This window comes from Microcoleus sp. B7-D4 (assembly GCF_036705125.1).
Classification (GTDB): Bacteria; Cyanobacteriota; Cyanobacteriia; order Cyanobacteriales; family Microcoleaceae; genus Microcoleus.
In genome coordinates this window covers 36,958-57,148 of the sequence record NZ_JAUBTT010000038.1, presented here as the reverse complement: position 1 = coordinate 57,148, position 20,191 = coordinate 36,958, and the positions used below count along the sequence as shown (strand labels likewise).

The following is a 20,191-nucleotide window of genomic DNA, read 5'->3' as shown; positions in this document are numbered from 1 at the left end:
GCGTATACTGATTACAGTAAACGATGTAAATAAAGGATGTCAATAGAGGCTACTCAAAATACTCGTGGCTCAAGGTAGTCATTTACCTGTGAATATCTTGCGGGATAAAGCTTTCAGTCTAATTAGAGTCAGGTAAAAACTTAGCTGAGTCCACCCTTGGATCGCAAAATCTTGCTCCCATTGCCAGTCAGTCGGTTAACCTATGGCAAATTTTCTACCTCTGGCCCAACTGCCCACCGTTTTTGGTGAATTCAACTATAATTCAAAATACACTTGAGTCCAGCCCGCACCTTCCCCGGAATATTCTAACTGTGTTTACCACCGCACCTGCTCCGAACTTTACTCAAACCCGACTGCCCCACGACTTGTTTGCAGCCATTAACGCCCTCAAACAAGAGTTAAACGCCGTCATTCTCGCCCACTATTACCAAGACTCCGAGATTCAAGACATCGCAGACTTCATTGGCGACTCCCTAGAACTTGCCCGCAAAGCCGCCAACACCAGCGCCGAAGTCATAGTTTTTGCCGGAGTTCATTTCATGGCCGAAACCGCAAAAATTCTCAATCCCGACAAATTAGTGTTGTTGCCAGACTTAAATGCTGGGTGTTCCCTCGCCGACAGTTGCCCTCCCGAAGCCTTTGCAGCTTTCAAAGCCGATCGACCAGGACATTTAGTAATTTCCTACATTAATTGTACCGCCGCAATTAAGGCAATGAGCGATATAATTTGCACCAGTTCTAACGCGGTTAAAATTGTCAACCAAATTCCCGAAAATCAGCCGATAATTTTTGGGCCCGATCGCAATCTCGGCCGCTACGTCATGGAACAAACCGGCAGAAACATGGAAATCTGGCAAGGAGCCTGCATCGTCCACGAAAACTTCTCAGAAAAAAAGATAGTTCAACTCAAAATCGAAAATCCCGAAGCCGAAATAATTGCCCACCCAGAATGCGAACCTCCCGTGCTGCGCCACGCCAATTACATCGGCTCCACCACCGCTTTGCTCAAATATTCTCAAGCCAGTTCCAGCCAAGCTTTTATTGTCGCGACTGAACCGGGAATCATTCACCAAATGCAAAAGCAAGCTCCGCACAAACGCTTCATCCCCGCTCCTCCCAACAATAATAGTTGTGCTTGCAACGAATGCCCGCACATGAGATTAAATACCTTGGAAAAATTGTATCTAGCTATGAAAAATCAAACCCCTGAAATTACCATGCCCCTAGATATTCAACTAGCAGCTTTGCAGCCGATCCAACGAATGCTAGAAATGAGCTAACGGTTGACAGTTGACAGTTGTCAGTTGACAGTTGACAGTATTTTAGGATGGGTTGAATCCACGGATTAAATTAGTAATCATGGACGCGAAAAAACCGGTTTCTCCGAAAAATTGCGGATGCTCGCCACAGAAACCGGGTTTTTAGCCCCGCGTGCGTCCAGCACTGCATTAGGTCATTTCTTTAAAAATTATGGACAATCGATGATTTTAGAAAAACTGATTGTTTTCACCCGCTATCCCGAACCGGGAACAACCAAAACTCGACTAATTCCGGTGCTGGGAAAAACAGGCGCTGCCAACCTTCACCGCTTGATGGCCCAACGGACGATCGCCTGCGCGCTCTCTCTCCAAAAATTCCGCCAATTATCGGTAGAAATTCACCGAACCGGCGGCAGCCAACAACTGATGCAAGAGTGGTTGGGAACTGATATTATTTGTCAAAATCAAATAGACGGCGATTTGGGCGCAAGAATGACAGCAGCTTTTCAAAACTCTTTTAATTCAGGGGTGGATAAAACTGCAATTATCGGCACTGATTGTCCGGGTTTGAAAGCAGAAATCATGGCACAAGCTTTTGAGGAATTGAGTCAGCACGATTTAGTTTTGGGCCCGGCAAAAGACGGAGGTTATTATCTGATCGGGCTGCGGCGATCGATACCGGAATTGTTCGGTGGCATTCACTGGGGAACCAGTCAAGTATTGGCTTGTACGCGGGCGATCGCCCAAAAGCTCGATCTCAATATTGCTTATCTTCCCACTCTTGCAGATATCGATCGACCAGAAGATCTCCTCGGTTTAGATATTAATATGTTGAAATAACTAAACTCTATTTAACCGTTATAAGTTATTAGAAATTGTCATATATAATTTGAGAAAAATACTTGATTGTGAAACCAGAACGTCATAATATAGTAATTGTATTTGTCTAACCAAATGCTGAATCTCAGTAGCAGTTAGACAGCGCTTGGGACAATAGTCCCAGGCGCGAGAAAAAGCAAAAAATTACCAACAAAATTAGCAACAAACAGCTCCGCTTTGTACAAAACCCGCCCCGCCAGATGAAAGCCCAATGTAGGCGCGGGCCAGGTGTAAAAAATGAGCAACTAATAGCTTTGTTTTTTACCAAACTCTCACGTTAAGGCAAAATGTAGGGGCGAGCCCGGGGTCAGAAATGGGCAAAATCAGCTTTGTACAAAACCCGCTCTCTCTCACGGGCTGCTTAATTCTGTATGTTGTCGCCAGAAAATCCCAATCTCAAAATTTCCCTGATCGTTCCAGTCTTAAACGAAGCACCTACAATTGCCTCAGTCATCTCCACCGCCCTTGAGGCCAAAAATGTCGAAATAATTGTCGCCGACGGCGGCAGCAGCGACGGTACTACAGATATAGCAAAATCTTTGGGCGTCCGAGTTATCTGCACCGCCCCAGGCCGCGCCACCCAAATGAATGCAGGTGCCACCGCAGCTACTGGAGAGATCCTGCTGTTTCTCCACGCAGACACTCTTTTGCCTCGCGGGTACGACTCTTGCGCGCGTCGGGTACTAGCTAACCCGTCGGCAGTAGCGGGGGCCTTTGAACTCAAGATTGACGCCCGCAGGCTCAGCCTCCGGCTGGTAGAAACAGGGGTAAACTGGCGATCGAACTTTCTGCAAATGCCCTACGGCGATCAAGCTATTTTCCTCAAGGCAGTTACCTTTGACAAAATCGGCGGTTTTCCCGACTTGCCCCTGATGGAAGACTTTGAATTCGTGCGTCGATTGAAAAAACAAGGCCGCATTGAAATAGTACCCCAGCCAGTGCTGACATCCGCCCGTCGCTGGCAGCAGCTTGGGGTGATCAAAACCACCGCCATTAATCAAATAGTAATCATCGCTTATTTCCTGGGAGTGTCGCCCGATCGACTCGCTTTCTGGTATAAGAGGCAAAAGAAAAATTCTTCCAAAAACTAAAGAATAGTGAACTTTTCTAAAGCTCGCTGCCAATTATGCAAATAGGAAACACGTCCCTGCGTAAAATATGACTTGAACGCCTCAACTTTTACGCACAGCGAGGAAAAAGAGAATATGGCCGATCCCAGAGATGCAGAGCTGATTAAACCCTTTAACGGCGACCCCTTCACGGGTCATCTCGCAACTCCCATCAGTGCTTCTGATTTCACAAAAGCATTCATTGGGAACTTGCCCGTCTACCGCAAAGGACTCTCGCCCCTAATTCGAGGCCTAGAAATTGGTTTGGCACACGGTTATTTCCTCGTCGGTCCCGAAATCGTCTTCGGACCCCTGCGGGATTATCCAGAAGCAGCTAATCTCGGAGGATTATATACAGCCCTCGTCTTAGTTCTGCTTGGCACACTAGGTATGTCTGCTTACGGTTTAGTCTCTTTCAAACAAGACAACACCAGCTACCCTAGCGCTAATCCCATGACCCCTGATGCCCTCAGAAATGCTGAAGGGTGGAGCCAGTTTACCGGTGGTTTCTTCATTGGTGGAATGGGTGGTGTCTTTGTTGCCTACTTCTTACTCGAAAACTTTAACGGCGTTGATGCCATTTTCCGGGGTTTAGTCAACAATTAGACTCGACTCCCAAATATCCCTGTTGGAACACACTAACTTTAGTTTGGAGAATTTGATATGACAGGTTCCTACGCTGCCTCTTTCTTGCCTTGGATTTTGATTCCCCTAATTACCTGGGTGATGCCGGTTGTGGTAATGGGTTTGTTGTTTATCTACATTGAAAGCGACGCCTGATCCTTACCCCTAAAGTAAGACCTAAGTGGGAAAGCCCAAGTAAGACGATGGACGAACAATTGCTCTGAAATTTCTAGATAAATCTAGGGAAAATCAGCAAAAATTGTTTTGAGATTGCTGGCGATCAGAAAACTTAGTTTCTTTACCCCCATCCCCAGACTTTATCTGTGGAGCAATCTTTCAGTTTTCTTCCTTCAAAACTCGTAATTGCAAAAAAATCCTCTGCCTGCAGGTAGAGGATTTTTTTGCAAAGAAGACAAATCATCCGATCGGGGAACACAAATTGCCAAATTCTGAGCCACAATTGTTATGGAAACCTACTAATGAGGAGACAGCGATGCAATTTTCCCCCGCTCGCCGAATTTTAGCTCCATTCCTGATCTCGGTACTGCTGTTAGTGACCGCCTGCGGTCAAACCCCAACCCAATCACGCTGGGACAAAGCCCAGCAGGAAAGCACCCAAAAGCCTGGTAAAGCACAGCAGACAACTGGTGATAAATCAAGTGCTAGTAATCAAAACCTGCCCAAGAAGGCAGTTGCAGGCGGTAAGTTAAATAAATACTTCCCGGCTTCTGGCGGTGGATTTGATCGCGTTTTTGCTCAAGAAAAATCCGGTTTTGCTGAAGCTAAGTTGAACAAAGACGGTAAAAATGTCGCGGTGCTCTCGATTAACGACATCGCCGGCAACCCCAACGCCGGTGCAAAATTCCAACAAAGTACCAAGCAAATTGCCGGCTATCCCGCCATTAATCAGGGTGCTAATATCACCGCTGTTTTAGTAGCAAATCGCTATCAGGTGAAAGTTCAATCCCGCAATCCCTCTTTTACCGCCAGCGATCGCGAAGCTTGGCTGTCAAAATTTAACCTCGGCGGCCTCGCCCGCGTCAAGTAGCAATGTCTCTTGTCAAACTCCGCGCCAGACTTGAGTCGGGCGCTATCAAAACTAAATTTGCCACAAAGAGAGTTTGAAGTTTTTGCCATCTGCCAAAAGTAATACCTTTGATTTTCGTTCCAGCATAAGGAGTTTTTTGTGAGCAAAACAGTCTTTGAATTAGTCGATCAACTGCCTCAAGACAACATGACTGTCAAAGCCCTGCGAGCGCTTGACTTTGTGGTTCCCGGTGAGTGGAACAATTTAGTTGGCTTTGAAAATACCATTCGCACCGTTACTGGCGAAACAGACGAAGAACTGATCCAGCAAATTGGCGAGCGCGCCATCTACCTGTACAACGATAAATCTGAGGGCTACCAGCGCGCTCTCTGGCTCTACCAAACGATCGACAGTGCCGACAAGGCTTTGGGCACTGCCGCCCTCGCTAACAAAGTCTCCCAAAATGTGCCGTTTTTGTCCATGCTCGGCAATCTCACTCCCAAGCCGGAAAAAGCTCAAACGATCGACCTTTCTCTGAAGTTAGTCACTGAGTTGCTCGCTTTTTGCCAAATCAACGGCATTCCCGGCGACAGCATCGGCGATTTTGCCGCATCCTTGGGTGACTACGGCGGCGAATCCCTGATGCGGATGGCTGCTTTGGTTTGTTTCGATGGTTTGATTCCTCTGGGCCCAGACTTTATCATGGCAACTCAGTCTTGGATTCAGAGGCTCTCCCCGAACGATTTGCAAGATAATTCGGCCTTTAAGTCGATCGGCGGCATGATTCCAGGGGGCTCTCCCGCAGGCCAGTTGGGCTTTATCGGCGAAAGCTTTAACTCGGTTTCTGGCTGGATGAGCTCTTTTGTGAGCGATCGAGGTTTGACTCCCCAAAACGTACTCGGCCACTTGCAGAATTTTGTAGATATTTCAGCAGACAAGGTGGACTACGTGGGCGCATTCCTCGACATGACTACCAACTACTACGAACACACCGGTGTTCAAACTCTCGCCCGCCGTTTGATTGAACGAGCTGTCGCTGAGATTTAGAATAACCAAAGGAGTTGTGATGTTTGCGGGCGATCGCCCTGTGAGAGTGTTTTCAGTTCAAATTTTTTTGACTAGCCATTCTCTCAGGTTGGTTTTCGATAAAATGTGTGCGATCGAGAAAGTCGATCGCCCGCTTGCTCAACTCCCAACTCCTTACCGAATCACTTTTACCAGGAAGCGTTAATGTCAGAAGAACCGAAAAATCCTACCGCTGGCGAATCGGAAACTCCCAGTGCGTCGATCGATCACGCCCCGAGTTCCGACACAGCCGAGACAAGCGACTTTCCCAGCACTGACAAGCCTCAGCCGGCTGCTAAAAAGCCCGCAGCCAAGGCCGAAGGCGACAAGCCCCCAGCTAAAGCTAAAAAGGAAAAAGCACCTGCTGTTGAAGACAAGCCCTTTGCGGAATTTATTCAACAAGATTATTTGCCCGCTTTGCAAACTGCTTTGACTAAGCAGGGCGTTAAGGATTTAGAGGTGAGTTTTACCAAGCAAAAATTTCCCGTTTTTGGGATGAGTTCCGCCGGGGATTGCTGGCAGGTAATTGGTAAATTCCAAGAAGGAGAGCGCCAATTTAACCTGTATTTTCCTCAAGAAAATATTCAAAGTCAAAGAGCCTTTTCCTGCGCGGAAAATAAGACCAAAACCAGCACTTTAGAGCCTTTTTTGATAGATGAGCGCAAGGTAACACTAGACCTCATGGTGTTTGGCGTCGTCCAGCGGCTTAACGCTCAAAAATGGCTAAATCTTAATTAACCTGAGTTCGGGATAAGAAGAGGGGGGGACAATAACTTACTCAAAGTCAACCCCTACTCTCCTTCTTAAGGCAGGGCTGTTTCATTCTCACCAAAAACATGAATTTTGACTCTTGTAGTGCCAAGAATGCCTACCCCCGACCTAGAGGATTTGATCGGCAGATCAGACCAAGAGGGCCGGCACGGGGAGTAGGGGTAGCACGGCCCCTACCGAGAATGAAACTGTCCTGCTTCTTAAGGGGGATTTAGGGGGATCTGGACTCAGGTAAAAACGAGATTGATCACAGGCTTTCAGGCGATTGTTGACACCAACGGGATCTTGGAGTATCCCTACGGGGAAGCTCACGATAGGCTGGTGTACTTCATAAATGTGGAATCTCCTGTAAATGGAAAGCAATAGCCATAGAACTCAAAAAATCAGGTCATCTTCTCAATCAGTGGCGGCATCAATCCTGTGGGATGAAACTGAAGATAAAAATACAATTTTTTGGCAAGAATGGCAGGCGCATCAAGATTATCTTTCCCATTGCTGTTTCAAGTGGATGAACTCAAACCCACTCGATGCCGAAGAAGTATTGAGTCAGGCAATGCTTAAAGCCTGGAATGAATGGCAAAACTATGGAATTCAAATTAAATGTCCTAAAGCTTGGTTAACTCAACTTCTCTATAACTTCTGCATAGATTTCCATCGAAAACGAAAACGAGAAACATTAATAATTGAAAACATAGACGAGATTAAACTTGAAGATTATCCAGCATTTTATTCTAACTTAGGATTTACTGAACCTAATATTATGAACCTAGAATGGGAGGCATATATCCACCACAAAATTGACTCCTTGCCTCCCAGAATCCGCGATACTTTTGTCTTATACCACTACCAAAATAAATCTTATCAAGATATTGCCAAGCTATTTCTATGCTCTGAAGAAAACGTCCGCAAATGCGTGAGCAAAGCCTGCCTAATTCTGCGAAGGCATTTAACCAAATATCTGGCCGGTGAAGATGATACTCCTCTAAATTCTTCCTCGCCCGCCTTAAAGTTGGTAATTCCTTTGCCAGAAAAGTCTCAACCCCAATGCAATTGGGAATCACTAATTCCCCCAAAAAGCCAGGATGAAGAAATTAGCTATCAAGTCACCGTACTATGTCTGGAAACTTTACCCCATCATTCCTACATCTGTACTACTCTTCTAGTCTGGAGATGAAAGTGCGTTGAGTCAGCCGTTGTTTATCCCGCCTTTGGGGAAGTTGAGAGGATATTGCAGCGGCTCAACGGTAAGATGAGCAAGGGTTCTAGGGGTTGAGGGGGGATTTTTGGGGAGAAAATTTGCTCGTAACTCGAAAAATTCCCAAATTGGGGTGGGAAAACGTCTAACTAATAAATAAGCGGTCAGATAAAACCGCTTAGAGTCCAGGCATTAGTTACATCTTTCTTAACAAAAAATGAGTACATCCCGCAAAATCCAGATCGCACTCGTGGCAAGTCTCCTGTGGTCATCTACATCCATAAGCAGCTTTGCTGCTACCAACTCGATTACCTCTGAAAAGTTTCAGTCAGACACGGTAAAACTTCCTGTGGAAAGTATTCCATCTAGGCAGTTAAATTTAACACCAGATACTAATTTAATTGCTGGTGATATTAGGAATCAAGTCAGCAGAATGATGTATGCTTCTTATACGTTCTCAAGATTTGACGAAATCTGGAAGAATCCAGTAGACAGGCAGAAAAGATTATTTGCTCACTGCAACGCTGTAAAAGAATTCCCAGTTAAACTGTGTTTTTCTTTTTTGCAACTTTGGTTAGGGGATTCAATAGAGACTTTCAGGGACGAAAATGATTTTACGGATATGGACAATATAATGGACGAGCTAAATAAAATGAGACGGAATAAATGATAATACGTGAGAGTAAAATCTCTTTTACTTTGGGGACATTACCAACTTAGTGCTGCTCCATTTCCGTGTTCAAAAACTTGAAGAAAAAGCGATCTTGCCCACTCGACGAAGGGCGCGATCGCTTTTTTTCGGAGTGCGTAGGCAACGCCCGTCTTAGATATCGCTTTTTGTTTACGAGAGAGCCATTGATTGACGCGATTACATTAATTTTTCTTAATAATAATTAATCTTTTTGGGCTTGTTCAGTTTGAGTAACTAAGACATAATCTGATCAAGGTAAATTATTCTATTTCCCCTTATCTATAGCCAGTCTAAATTATGTCTGGACACTTTGCCACATCATTGGTGCAGTTCTGCCAATCTTCTGGGCTAGAGATGAATGTTCACTTTTTCTTAGAAGAAAAGCCAATTAGACAAGAGCAGAAATTGAACTCTTTAAGTAAGTATGTTCAGAAATATCCCCAAGGATGGAAAAAAAGGTTAGAACTAGCTAATTTGCTTTACCAGATGGGAGACTGGCAACAAGCGGTTGCCGAATATCATCAAGTGATTGAGCGACAAGCGCAATTAATGGGTGTGCGGCTGCAACTAGGGAAACTATTGCAGCTAATGAAACGAGAAAAAGAGGCAATAGAAGTCTATGAAAAAGCCTTGTCGTGTTACGAAAACGAAGCGACTCAGCATCATATCAAGGGATTGATTGCAGTTTGTCGGGGTGAGAGTGACAAAGCAATTATTGCCTTTAATTTAGCAACTCATTTAGAACCTGAAAAAGTCGTTCACCGGCTGGCTTTGGCACAGGTGTATCAGCAGATAGAAAATCATCTTGGCGTGCTCTGTGCTGTGGAGCAAATTTTGGCAATCAACCCAGATGATGTTGTGGCGTTGATTTACAGCCAAGATGCGAATCTGGCGGTGGGGGATATGAGCGCCGCAACAGAGCAGTTGAGCAAGCTTATAGCTCTATTTCCGAATGATTTTAGGGTACTGCAACGACAAATTGAGCAACGTCTTCAGATGAGATTAGTTTCTGGTGAAGAGGGGAAACTGACGAAAAAGATGATTACCTCTTTACTGCTACAAACTCCTCATGGGGCTGAGGCTCACAATTCTCTGGGCTATTATCACATTTTCCGAGGCGATTGGCGGCAAGGTGTGGAGGTATTAGCAGAGTTTACCACCGAACACCCCAATTATCCTTATGGTTGGTATTACTATGGCCGGTGCTTATACGACACGGGAGAATATCAAAAAGCAGCACAGATGATGGCGAATGCTTATCAACTGTATCCCGATAATTGTGCAATTTATCAGGTCTTGTGTGAAATTTTACCGGCTGCCAAACGCTGGGAAGAATTGCGTTTTGTGGTAGAACAGATGCTGAAACGATTTCCTGAACGTTGGAGTGTTTGGGCGACTGCGGGGCGGGTGTTGGTGGAACACTTCAAAGAGATTGAACGAGGATGTAGTGTTTCTGAGCAGGGCACAAAACTTCAGCCGCAGTTAGTTGATACTTGGTTTCGTCATGGGCGGGTGTTGGCTTTGGCGCTTAAACATCAAGAAGCGGTGGAGGCGTTGGAGAAAGGATGGAAGTTGTTACCAGCGGGAATTTCTCTGCAATTCGTGCCGACGGCGTTGTGGCTGGCGGAGAGTTACCAGGTGCTGGGGGATGTTGGGGCTAGTCAGCGCTGGTGGAAAGTTGCCGGTGAGGGATGTCAGGAATTGAGAGCGTTTAACGGGGCTATGGCTGACTACTGGTTAGGGAGAGCTTGCGTGGGGTTGAGGGATAAGTTGGGGGCGATACAGGCTTATGAAATTGCTTTGAGTCAGCAGTTATTGTATCCAGCGCGTGGGGAGGTTGAGAAGAGTTTGCTGCGGTTGAAAGGTAAGAAGGGGAAGGGTTCTAGGAGTTGAGAGTGGATTTTTGGGGAGAAAATAATGCTCGTAACTCGAAAAATTCCCCAATTGGGGTGGGAAAACGTCTAAAAGATGTGGGAAGAAAAAAACACTAATCAACGTAAATTTCAACAAACGAGGTATTGTCGTATGAGCATTGTCAAAAAACTACCAGCGGTTTTAATCGCTGCGGCTGGTATCTCTTTGGGTTTCGTTGGTACAGCCTTAGGAATGAGAATTAAATAACTTCCACAAGTTTGTGGGATGGGCGTCCCGCCCGTCCTTTTTGGACGGGCGAGACGCCCATCCCACAATAACAATTAAAATTGTAAGTTATTTAATTCGCGATCCTTAGCAGAAACGATTTTATTAGGAGAGAAGACTCTCGGTCCTCAAGAGACATTGAACTTAATGCCAAAAGATATGAGGAATACAACGCTTTGCTTCCAGACAACTGATAACTTAGTGGGTAACCTAAAATTGCTTTATCTCACCGACAGGGTGGGCGGAATAGACGTAAAAATAGAAGATTTACAGGCTAGCCCTAAAGAACAATGTATATCCAAAAGAATGGGTATATATCCGGTAAAGGTAATAAATATGCAAAGAAACAGGCCTGAGTTTAGTGGATCTGTTCGTGTACGTGCGACGCAAGAATAAAGAATTACATCAGGAAGCGCACATCTAAAGGCCTAGGCTTGAAAAAGTCAGAATCTGACCAGACTAAGTATGTTTCACGAGTAGTAAAGCAGGGTGGATTTATTGTCAGAGGATAAGTAGGTAGGCGCAAATAAACCTTGCTGTGTAACCGAATGTAAAGCGGCTAGAACCTTAAGCGAATTGCGACGTTTAACGAACAATGACATACTTATGTATTTTCCCACTCATCTACTTAAATGTATCCTAGTATTTGCGATCGGGTCAGACCCGATCGCAAATACTATAATACCTTGCTCCTGCGACAATTAATCCACCCTGCCTTCGGGGGGGTCAGGGGGTGTCCCTGTGTCCCATTATTACTCACTCCTTTCTAGCTTTCCCAAAACAATTAAACTTTCTAAATCTTCCACAGCATCAGGCAGGAAATCTTGTACAGCCCTTCTTACCAACCGCAAAGCAGTTTCGTCAGCCCCTCCCAACATCCGCGTTAAATCTCCTATATCAATACCGCGACTAGCTTGTAGTTTCATCAAGACCAGATAAGGCAATCCGATAATTGGCAATCCATCGGGTGCTTTATTTGGATTTGTAATTGCCTCTCTTACCCAAGAATCTCTTGATTCAATTACATCCAAATAAGTACCATCAGGCAATTCCCAAGTGCTGCCACCAATGCTAAGTTCTCCCGTTCTCGTGCTACCAGCTTGCTCTAATTCTCGATAAAGATTAGCAGCATCTTGAGTTAATACTAAAATAGCCACGTCATCGGTCATTCTTTCAGGCATATAGAGCCGAGTAGCAATCCCTCCGACTACAACAAAAAGGGTTTTTTGAATGATCGTTTTAATGGGGAGCATCCCGAATTTGCAAATATATCCTACAAAATCGGGATGCTCCCGATCGGGACTTACGCGCTGACAAAAAAATAAGAGTGAAGTTAATCTATCACTCTTATTTAGCTTTGATGATATCTAATATGATGTCCGTTTAATTAATGTGATGCAATCTTGTAGAGACTTAGTAGACAAACTCCCTACAAGAAAAGCATTCAGGCAAACATCATATTGTGTGGTTTAGCAACCGCCAGACCCACCGAAACCTCCCATAAGAGGTTTTAAAGATACTGAAGGCATTTGATTTAGTGTCACCGATAACTTAGGAGCAGAAAATTGCTGCTGCGTATGCTGCATTTGATGTTTAAGCTGATGGCCAGCGTGTGCCAAGTGAGCATTGTGACGCATTTGCTCCAATATGTGGTCGTCTTTTTTGGAACTCATGATCTTTTCCTCCTATTAGGAGAGAGAAACAATAATCTAATCGTAGCTAGGCTAATTTGATATGTGTCCAGATTTTTCTAGATTTTTCTAGGGAATGCTAATATAGAAAAATATGGGAAAATCTGGAAAAATATTGACAAATCTGGATCAAATCTAATATAGTAGACCTACCGTTAAATAATCCTTCTCATAATGATTATAATATGCAATCTATGGATATTAAGGAAACAGTCGATCGCTTGGTCTTTGCGGAAACAGGTAAACACTTGAGCGATATTCAAAAGAAAGCAATAGAAGGAATCTGCCAAGACCAAACTTATGGTGATATTGGAAAAAATCATGGGTATAATGAGAAATATGTTGCTGACATAGCCGCCAAACTTTACAAAATCATCTCAACACAATTAGGATTACAAAAAAAAGCTGTTAATCAATCAACTTTTCTCAGCACAATAGAGGCAGCAAGAATGGAATATATTGGCTCACAGGTTGTTAAGGCAAATGATGTTAATGTTGTAGGCAATCATAATTTTAATATTTATTCAAATACTTCTAAATCCGAACATAATAATGATACTTCAGAAGCAGAAATTAATCCTCTATCTAATTACCAAGATTTATCAATTGCACCCAGAATTACTAAATTTTACGATCGCGCTTCCGACCTCGCTACCCTTTCAGAATGGATACTTACTCAAAATATTCCTTTAATTGCTGTATTAGGATTAACCGGAATTGGCAAAACTACTCTAGTTAAAAGATTTATTGATTTAAACAGTCAACAATTTGAAGTGATTATTTGGAGAAGCCTCAAATTTCCTAAATCATTAAATGATTTACTAACTAATATTTTAAATCGTTTATCCGATGAAAATAAAAGTTTGACAAATATCGAAGATCGATTAACTAAGTTATTTGAAATATTCCGTCAGAAAAAATGTTTAATTGTTCTGGACAATCTGGAAAATATTTTTATTAAGGGTCAACTAGCAGGACAATATCAGCCAGAATATGGTGATTACAAAACTTTATTTGAAATAACAACTCAAATTGAACATCAAAGCAGTTTAATTTTGATAAGTCAAGAAAAATGTCGAGAAATGGTATCTTTAGATAATGATTTAGATCTGATTAAAACATTAGAATTAAACGGCTTAAATGATGTAGAGTTTTTGAGCAATTTCAAATTAACAGACCGAGAATATTGGTCGAAATTAATTGATTTATACGATGGTAATCCTTTATATTTACATCATATTGGAACTTTAATTAAAGACGTATTTTCAGGCAAAGTTAGCAGTTTTCTTAATGAAAATAGCACATTATTGAATGAGGATTTAAAGTCGGTTTTTAATCAAAAATTTATCGAACTGTCGCCAATAGAACAACAAATTATTTTTGCACTCACTCAGCCAAAACAAGCATTTTCTATAGATGATTTGAAGTCGTGTTTATCTTCGCCTATAACCGATATTGCTGATGGTTTACGGTCTTTAAATAGACGGTATTTATTAAAAAAGATAGTAGAGGATGAAAGTTTATTTACTCTCAAACCCTTATGGATAGAGTATGCGATCGCAAATTCCCAAATTCTTCTAAAATAAGGTAATGAGAAAGGCGATCGCTTGTTTTATTATCAAGAAACTTCGAGCTCTGTAAGTTTTAGCCTGGATGGAAAGCAAGTAGCTATAAGTGGTAATGACGGTAAAGTTTTGCTGCGGCCTGTGAGAAACTTAGAGGGAGCATCCCGATTTTGCAAATAGACTGCCAGCAGCTAAAATCAAAACAGTAGATCAGGGAAAAAAATGAGCATAACTCCCGAAGAACAATTACGCTTATCAGCTTGTATTCAAGAAATAGCGCAAATCCTTTACAAAAATACAGATTCAGCAGAAATAGCTACCTTAGAAAGGCTTGAGAAAGTAGTACGTCAACAGATGTTAGAATATGTCAGCCCCAAAGTTGCCCTTTTTTTATCCAAAAAGTAACCAAAACGGTTAAAGGGCGATCGCGCACACTCAACAGTTGTGTAGGACGGCTCTTCATTACACAAAAACAAGCAAACCGCTTGGGGATCGAGCCTTACAGCCGTAGAAGTCCTCTGTTAGAAAAATGCTGTTTTTTACTTTCGGCTTCTGAGTCGTACCAAAATGCCTCTGTTGACCTAGCCACCCTCACAGGAGTCTATGTCAGTCATAGCAGTCAACACAGGCAAGTGCAGCGCCAAGAATTTTCCGTCTTGCAAGCTAAAGGTGCGATCGCACAAGTCAGCATAGATGGCGGTAAAGTGCGACTCCGAACAGAACAGGGACTTCCGTGTGAGTGGCGCGACTATAAGGCAGTGCGCTTGCAAGACCTTTACTATGGCGCTTTCTTCCAAGATAACTTAAGCCTCACCGATTGGGCGAATAGTCAGCCGCTAACTAATCCTGTAATCTGTTTAGGAGATGGTCACGATGGTGTCTGGAATTTATTCAAGGAAATAGGGACAACGGAACAACGGCAAGAAATCCTAGACTGGTATCACCTGAAAGAAAATCTGTATAAAGTGGGTGGCTCCGGTAAGCGGATAAAACTTGCTGAGGCCTTGTTATGGCGTGGTCGGGTGGAAGATGCGATCGCCATTTTTGATAACTGCCATCGTCGGCAAGTGATTAATTTCCGTGCCTACCTCAAAAAACACCGTTTTCGACTTGTGGACTATGAAACTTGTCAGGAATTGCAACCAGGTTCCATTGGTTCGGGAGCGGTAGAATCAGCGGTCAAGCAGATAGGTAGAAGGCTCAAAATTTCAGGAGCGCAGTGGAAATCTGAAAGTGTCTCTCAAATGTTGCAACTTCGTTGTGCCTACTTGAATGGTGAATTTGCAGTTTAATATTTTTGCTTTTTGCAAAATCGGGATGCTCCCTTTTAATGTTTGTCACGGGATGATTCCAAGTTCTTTTATTCAGAAAATCTTGACTGCTGCCACTACCGGGACGGCATCTACGCAGTGCAATTTCAATGTAAAGTTTTCGTCTTTGTTCGGGAAGCTTGAGATTGAGCATAATTCAATACGGTTCAGTTAAGGAAAATCATACCGAAAATGTTGGGCGGAGTGAAACGGAGGGTTCGTTCCTCAACCCAACCTACGCACTACGCACGGTCAGTTTTTGTAGCACTAACTAAACTAATAACTAATAACTAATGACCTATTTGTCAAAAAATTGCGAGCTTGCATAATCCCATAAAGGTTAACATCTGTTTCTAACAAACAAGCATGACCGCTGTTAGCCAGCAGCACCATTTCAGCTTTGGGAATTACCTTGACTAAAAGCTTCGCTTCTACTAGAGAAGGCAGCAGCCGATCGGCACCGCTAGCAATTACTAGCGTCGGCTGTTTGATGCCGCGCAACTGATTTTCGTCAACATTAAACGATCGCACTAACGCCAATCTCCACACGGACGTGTTTTGCGGTACTGCTTGCATCGCTTCTAGCAAAGCGCGGCGATCGTCGCGCCCAATCTTTCCTAATGATGCTAATATCGGCAATAAACCGATTACCGACAGCGGATAAAGGTTGGCCGGCAGCCACTGAGTCAGATACGAGCCCCACTGCACCCAAGGCTGCTGTCGAAACGAAGAAGCTGGATTGACTAAAATTAATCGATCGCACACTTGAGGAGCTTCTAACACAACTTTCATCGCTAAACAGCCCCCAAATGACTCGCCGCACAGATAAACCGGCCGCTTCGGCTTTCCGGCTTGCTTTTCTGCTTCAATTAAGGCAATTGTTTCGCTAACCAGTACGTCCCAACTAGGCGTATCGTCCGCAGGTAAAGTTAAGCAACGGATGTCGAAATGATTGGCTAATTTAGGAATTTGGGAGCGCAGCAGCAAACCGCCCCCGTCCATACCGGGCAGAAATACAAATAAAGGGCGATCGGGTTTCGGCGGTTTGGGGGTTAGGAAACGAATCTTGTTGTTAGCATTTGCCATGATTCAAGTCAATCGATTTTAGATTTTAGATTTTAGATTTTAGATTGGAAATCTGACACCAGCCCACAGTCAACAGCCAACAGCCAACAGCCAACAGCCAACAGTCAACAAACTTACAAACAACCTCGTTGGAGTAATTCTGCAATTTCTCCCTGACAGTGGTTCGTGAGTTCAGCAACAACAGCTTTGGCTTTTTTGCCTTGATATTGCTGCTGTCTCTCGACAGTAATCCAGTAAGGCCGGCCGATTAAAACATTAACTCGCTGATAAATTATCACAGGATGCCACCCAGATCGATCGAACAGCGGTTCCGAAGGATCAAACAAACTCAACAACTTGAGCGGTACACCCGATCGTACTGAGTGTTCCTCAAAAGAACTAATCGCCACCGGCAAAACTGCCAAATCCCGCACCGGTGCTCGCAAAGCCAAATGAGCAAATCCCCGCTGAAACTTCCCCACAGTATTCGGCCCCGTCAGCTTCACCATCGGTTCTGCACCCTCTGGAAACACCCCCACCATCTCGCCGCCTTGCAGTAGCGCTGTCGCTTGAGAGAAAAAATGCTGCTGTCGGTGTTCCGGTGCTTCCAAGGGGAAAGCGCCGAAAGTCGTGACCACTTCCCTCATCACCGGAACTTGACCCATGTAATGATGACAAGCAAAGCGGATCGATCGACCCAAAGCCGCCGTCAGCAGCACAGGATCTAAGAAACTGCGGTGATTGCTCACCACCAGAACCGGACTCTCTTGGGGAATCCGGTCTTCGCGGTACATAAACATCTGCGTTCCCAAACCAGCCAGGAAACAGCGCGAAATCAGCAATTTGCTCTCTGAAGACATGGGCGAAAAGACAGGTGCGACGCTATAAAGGTTGATTCCATTCCCCCGCAGCTTAACATTTCTTTACCAAGTCGGGGCTCCCTCAAAAAGTAGACTTTCCCCTTGTGCCTTTGTTTCGTAAGCTGTTGGACATTTAAACTGTGAACTAAAATTTGATAAAGTTCTTGTGGGGAGTAGGGGTTGGGCCAGAAAGCCCGCACAAAAAATACGATTTAGATTCAGAACAGCTTAGTCCTGGACGCAGGGGTTGCCAGAAACCGGGTTTTTTGCGAAAAGACGCGTTACAGCCCGCCAAAACAGTAAAAAACCCGGTTTCTTTGTCGGAGTGCGTAAGTCTTGTTTCGGCCAAATTTCCCAGTCAGAAACAAAAATTCATAAAGTGTTGTTGCAAACTTCTATAAAAATGTTTAAAACAGCCCTAAAACCAGGTTGCGGCAGCTAAACTTAGAAATTTACAGTGGCCATTGACACACTGTCAAAGTATTTTTGGACAAGTCGTAATAGCAATCTCGCGAGGCATCAAATGAATAACATCCAAAACTATCGCCTTAAATGTACGCTCACCTTTGGCGACATTTACGGTCAAATCATTGTTTGGCTGATAGTCATCTTCCTAAGTCTAGCGTCGGCACTCGCCTTGTGGAGTAGCGCCCGCCAAATCTTCGCCTTGGCTACCGTCGGCTTGATTTTAGTGCTGTCTCTGCCCTTCTTGCTGTTTGCTTTCGTTACAACTCTGCTAAATAACATTGAAGTGCTTGCTGTAGAACCCGGTACGGAAACTCAACCTTCTGCAACGGGAAATCAGTCCACTCAGCAGCCTATCGAAAGCGCCGGCTAGTCCAATGTGAAATTTTAACTTTTGATTTCCCATTCAAATCAAAAGTTAAAAAACTTCCTGCTCTTTTGGTAGGAAGTTTTTTTTTGCGTCACGATAAGTTGAGCAGAACACTCAAAATAATTCAAAAAGATGCTAGAACACGACGTAATCATTGTAGGCGGCGGTTTAGCAGGTTGCCGCGCCGCAGTAGAAATTGCTCGGACTGACCCCAGTTTAAAGGTAGCTGTCGTCGCCAAAACTCACCCGATTCGATCGCACTCCGTCGCAGCCCAAGGCGGCATGGCCTCCAGCCTCCAAAATGTCGATCCCGAAGACAGTTGGAAAGCCCACGCCTTCGACACAGTAAAAGGTTCAGACTATTTAGCCGACCAAGACGCGGTAGAAATCCTCACCCGCGAAGCACCCGGTGTAGTCATAGATTTAGAACACATGGGAGTCCTCTTCTCCCGCCTCCCAGACGGCAGAATTGCCCAGCGCGCTTTCGGCGGACATTCCCACCGCCGCACCTGTTACGCTGCGGACAAAACTGGTCACGCCATCCTCCACGAATTAGTCAACAATCTGCGCCGCTGCGGAGTTCACATCTATCAGGAGTGGTATGTCACGCGCCTGATTTTGGAAGAAGGCCAAGCCAAGGGGGTAGTTATGTACCATCTGCTAGACGGTCAAATTGAGGTTGTCCGTGCTAAGGCGGTGATGTTTGCTACGGGCGGTTACGGCCGAGTTTACAATACCACGTCGAACGATTACGCCTCGACGGGAGACGGTTTGGCGATGACGGCTTTAGCTGGATTGCCGCTGGAAGATATGGAATTCGTGCAGTTTCACCCGACTGGTTTGTATCCCGTGGGAGTGTTGATTTCCGAGGCTGTGCGGGGCGAAGGCGCTTATTTGATTAATTCAGAGGGCGATCGATTTATGGCTAATTATGCGCCGTCGCGGATGGAATTAGCGCCCAGAGATATCACTTCGCGGTCAATTTCCATAGAAATTCGCGCCGGCCGAGGGATTAATGTTGATGGTAGTGCCGGCGGCCCCTTTATCTACCTCGATTTGCGGCACATGGGACGCGAAAAAATTATGAGCAAAATTCCTTTTGCTTGGGAAGAAGCCCACCGTTTGTTAGGAATTGATGCCGTAAATCAGCCGATGCCCGTGCGCCCTACGGTTCACTATTCAATGGGGGGAATTCCTACTAATGTTAGCGGCCAAGTTCGCAGCAGTCCTGACAGTTTAGTAGACGGTTTCTTTGCAGCGGGCGAAGCAGCTTGCGTGTCCGTTCACGGCGCCAACCGTTTGGGCAGCAACTCGCTTTTAGAATGCGTCGTTTATGGCAAAGTTACTGGCGCAACCATAGCACAATTCGTACAAAATCGCAAGTTGCCGACAGTAGACGAACAGCGTTATATTATGGAAGCAAAAGAGCAAATTCAGGCACTTGTAGAGCGTCCCGGAAAATACCGCATCAATCAAATCCGGCAGCAGTATCAAGATACTATGACTGAGTATTGTGGTGTATTTCGTAGCGCCGAATTGATGCAGGAAGGTTTAAAGAAATTGGAGGATTTAGAGCGACAATATGAGGAGGTTTACTTAGACGATAAAGGCAAGTTGTGGAATACGGAAATTGTGGAAGCTTTGGAGTTGCGGAGTTTGATTATTGTCGGAAAAATGATTTTAACTTCTGCTTTGAACCGCCAGGAAAGTCGGGGAGCTCATTCGCGGGAAGATTTTACTGAGCGCGATGACGGCAATTTCTTGAAGCATACAATGGCGTATTATTCGCCGGCGGGGATTGATTTGGCTTATATGCCGGTGGCGATTACGATGTTTGAGCCGCAGGAGAGGAAGTATTAATTTCTGATTAGCCGTAACCCCCTAATTCAAGGGGGGTATTTTTTTTGATTACGCTAAAATAAGGGCGTTTATAAAATATCAGCAAGGAATAAAAAGAGGGCCACTGACTCCAGCCATATTATCCAAATATCCCGTAGCTTGCATAAAAAACTACTATGTGTAATAATTAAAGGTTAAGGGTTAAATTTAATACTCCCGTTGTCAACTACCAATTTTCAGCATAACCCGCGCCGGACAACTTGTAAT

At 44.5% G+C, this 20,191-nt stretch carries 19 protein-coding genes; 15 read left to right on the top strand and 4 right to left on the bottom strand.

All coding sequences use genetic code 11. The features are described 5' to 3' along the window. Positions 1-311 precede the first annotated feature (311 nt). From nadA to QUB12_RS16815, 11 genes are all read left to right on the top strand, one after another. Complete coding sequence (nadA, locus tag QUB12_RS16865; protein WP_333104543.1) at positions 312-1,280, top strand: quinolinate synthase NadA; 969 nt, start codon at positions 312-314, stop codon at positions 1,278-1,280. Positions 1,281-1,481: 201 nt separating this feature from the next. After that, a complete protein-coding gene (locus tag QUB12_RS16860; protein ID WP_333307749.1) occupies positions 1,482-2,099 on the top strand; it encodes a TIGR04282 family arsenosugar biosynthesis glycosyltransferase in 618 nt (205 codons plus the stop codon). A 410-nt stretch (positions 2,100-2,509) separates the two neighbouring features. Continuing rightward, complete coding sequence (locus tag QUB12_RS16855; RefSeq protein ID WP_445300670.1) at positions 2,510-3,229, top strand: TIGR04283 family arsenosugar biosynthesis glycosyltransferase; 720 nt, start codon at positions 2,510-2,512, stop codon at positions 3,227-3,229. 114 nt (positions 3,230-3,343) lie between these two features. Further along, positions 3,344-3,853, top strand: coding sequence for a photosystem I reaction center protein subunit XI (locus tag QUB12_RS16850; protein ID WP_333081456.1), 510 nt, complete (start codon positions 3,344-3,346; stop codon positions 3,851-3,853). A 57-nt stretch (positions 3,854-3,910) separates the two neighbouring features. Continuing rightward, a complete protein-coding gene (locus QUB12_RS16845) occupies positions 3,911-4,027 on the top strand; it encodes a photosystem I reaction center subunit VIII (protein WP_333042098.1) in 117 nt (38 codons plus the stop codon). 337 nt (positions 4,028-4,364) lie between these two features. Continuing rightward, complete coding sequence (locus tag QUB12_RS16840; RefSeq protein ID WP_333104564.1) at positions 4,365-4,919, top strand: hypothetical protein; 555 nt, start codon at positions 4,365-4,367, stop codon at positions 4,917-4,919. A 138-nt stretch (positions 4,920-5,057) separates the two neighbouring features. Then, the gene (locus QUB12_RS16835; RefSeq protein ID WP_333142657.1) at positions 5,058-5,945 is read left to right on the top strand and encodes a hypothetical protein; all 888 of its coding nucleotides are present in this window, start codon (positions 5,058-5,060) and stop codon (positions 5,943-5,945) included. Between the two features lie 183 nt (positions 5,946-6,128). Further along, positions 6,129-6,701, top strand: coding sequence for a DUF2996 domain-containing protein (locus tag QUB12_RS16830; RefSeq protein ID WP_333142658.1), 573 nt, complete (start codon positions 6,129-6,131; stop codon positions 6,699-6,701). Positions 6,702-7,086: 385 nt separating this feature from the next. Beyond that, complete coding sequence (locus QUB12_RS16825) at positions 7,087-7,908, top strand: RNA polymerase sigma factor (RefSeq protein ID WP_333142659.1); 822 nt, start codon at positions 7,087-7,089, stop codon at positions 7,906-7,908. A 271-nt stretch (positions 7,909-8,179) separates the two neighbouring features. Beyond that, entirely contained in the window at positions 8,180-8,599 is a 420-nt protein-coding gene (locus tag QUB12_RS16820; protein WP_333307732.1) for a hypothetical protein, read from the top strand. A gap of 318 nt (positions 8,600-8,917) precedes the next feature. Further along, entirely contained in the window at positions 8,918-10,513 is a 1,596-nt protein-coding gene (locus QUB12_RS16815; protein WP_333142661.1) for a tetratricopeptide repeat protein, read from the top strand. A 998-nt stretch (positions 10,514-11,511) separates the two neighbouring features. Here QUB12_RS16815 and QUB12_RS16810 read toward each other — a convergent pair. Continuing rightward, complete coding sequence (locus tag QUB12_RS16810) at positions 11,512-12,012, bottom strand: hypothetical protein (protein ID WP_333307731.1); 501 nt, start codon at positions 12,010-12,012, stop codon at positions 11,512-11,514. A 216-nt stretch (positions 12,013-12,228) separates the two neighbouring features. After that, positions 12,229-12,432 carry a hypothetical protein gene (locus QUB12_RS16805; protein ID WP_333142663.1) on the bottom strand — a complete coding sequence of 68 codons (204 nt, stop codon included), beginning with the start codon at positions 12,430-12,432 and terminating at the stop codon, positions 12,229-12,231. 212 nt (positions 12,433-12,644) lie between these two features. Between QUB12_RS16805 and QUB12_RS16800 the strand changes: the two genes are divergently transcribed. Both QUB12_RS16800 and QUB12_RS16795 read left to right on the top strand, forming a co-directional pair. Next, a complete protein-coding gene (locus tag QUB12_RS16800) occupies positions 12,645-14,036 on the top strand; it encodes an NB-ARC domain-containing protein (RefSeq protein ID WP_333300700.1) in 1,392 nt (463 codons plus the stop codon). Positions 14,037-14,243: 207 nt separating this feature from the next. Then, a protein-coding gene (locus QUB12_RS16795; RefSeq protein ID WP_333142681.1) for an ISKra4 family transposase occupies positions 14,244-15,307 on the top strand; the annotation gives its coding sequence in 2 pieces (ribosomal slippage) (positions 14,244-14,400 and positions 14,400-15,307; 1,065 coding nt in all). Positions 15,308-15,601: 294 nt separating this feature from the next. Here the strand turns inward: QUB12_RS16795 and QUB12_RS16790 are convergent. Both QUB12_RS16790 and QUB12_RS16785 read right to left on the bottom strand, forming a co-directional pair. After that, positions 15,602-16,411, bottom strand: a complete 810-nt coding sequence (locus tag QUB12_RS16790) for an alpha/beta fold hydrolase (RefSeq protein WP_333142665.1) — start codon at positions 16,409-16,411, stop codon at positions 15,602-15,604. Positions 16,412-16,524: 113 nt separating this feature from the next. Continuing rightward, positions 16,525-17,250 carry a lysophospholipid acyltransferase family protein gene (locus QUB12_RS16785; RefSeq protein WP_333142666.1) on the bottom strand — a complete coding sequence of 242 codons (726 nt, stop codon included), beginning with the start codon at positions 17,248-17,250 and terminating at the stop codon, positions 16,525-16,527. Between the two features lie 523 nt (positions 17,251-17,773). Here QUB12_RS16785 and QUB12_RS16780 point away from each other — a divergent pair. Continuing rightward, a complete protein-coding gene (locus QUB12_RS16780) occupies positions 17,774-18,088 on the top strand; it encodes a hypothetical protein (RefSeq protein WP_333104558.1) in 315 nt (104 codons plus the stop codon). A 129-nt stretch (positions 18,089-18,217) separates the two neighbouring features. Then, entirely contained in the window at positions 18,218-19,945 is a 1,728-nt protein-coding gene (locus QUB12_RS16775) for a succinate dehydrogenase/fumarate reductase flavoprotein subunit (protein WP_333142667.1), read from the top strand. Positions 19,946-20,191: the final 246 nt, after the last annotated feature.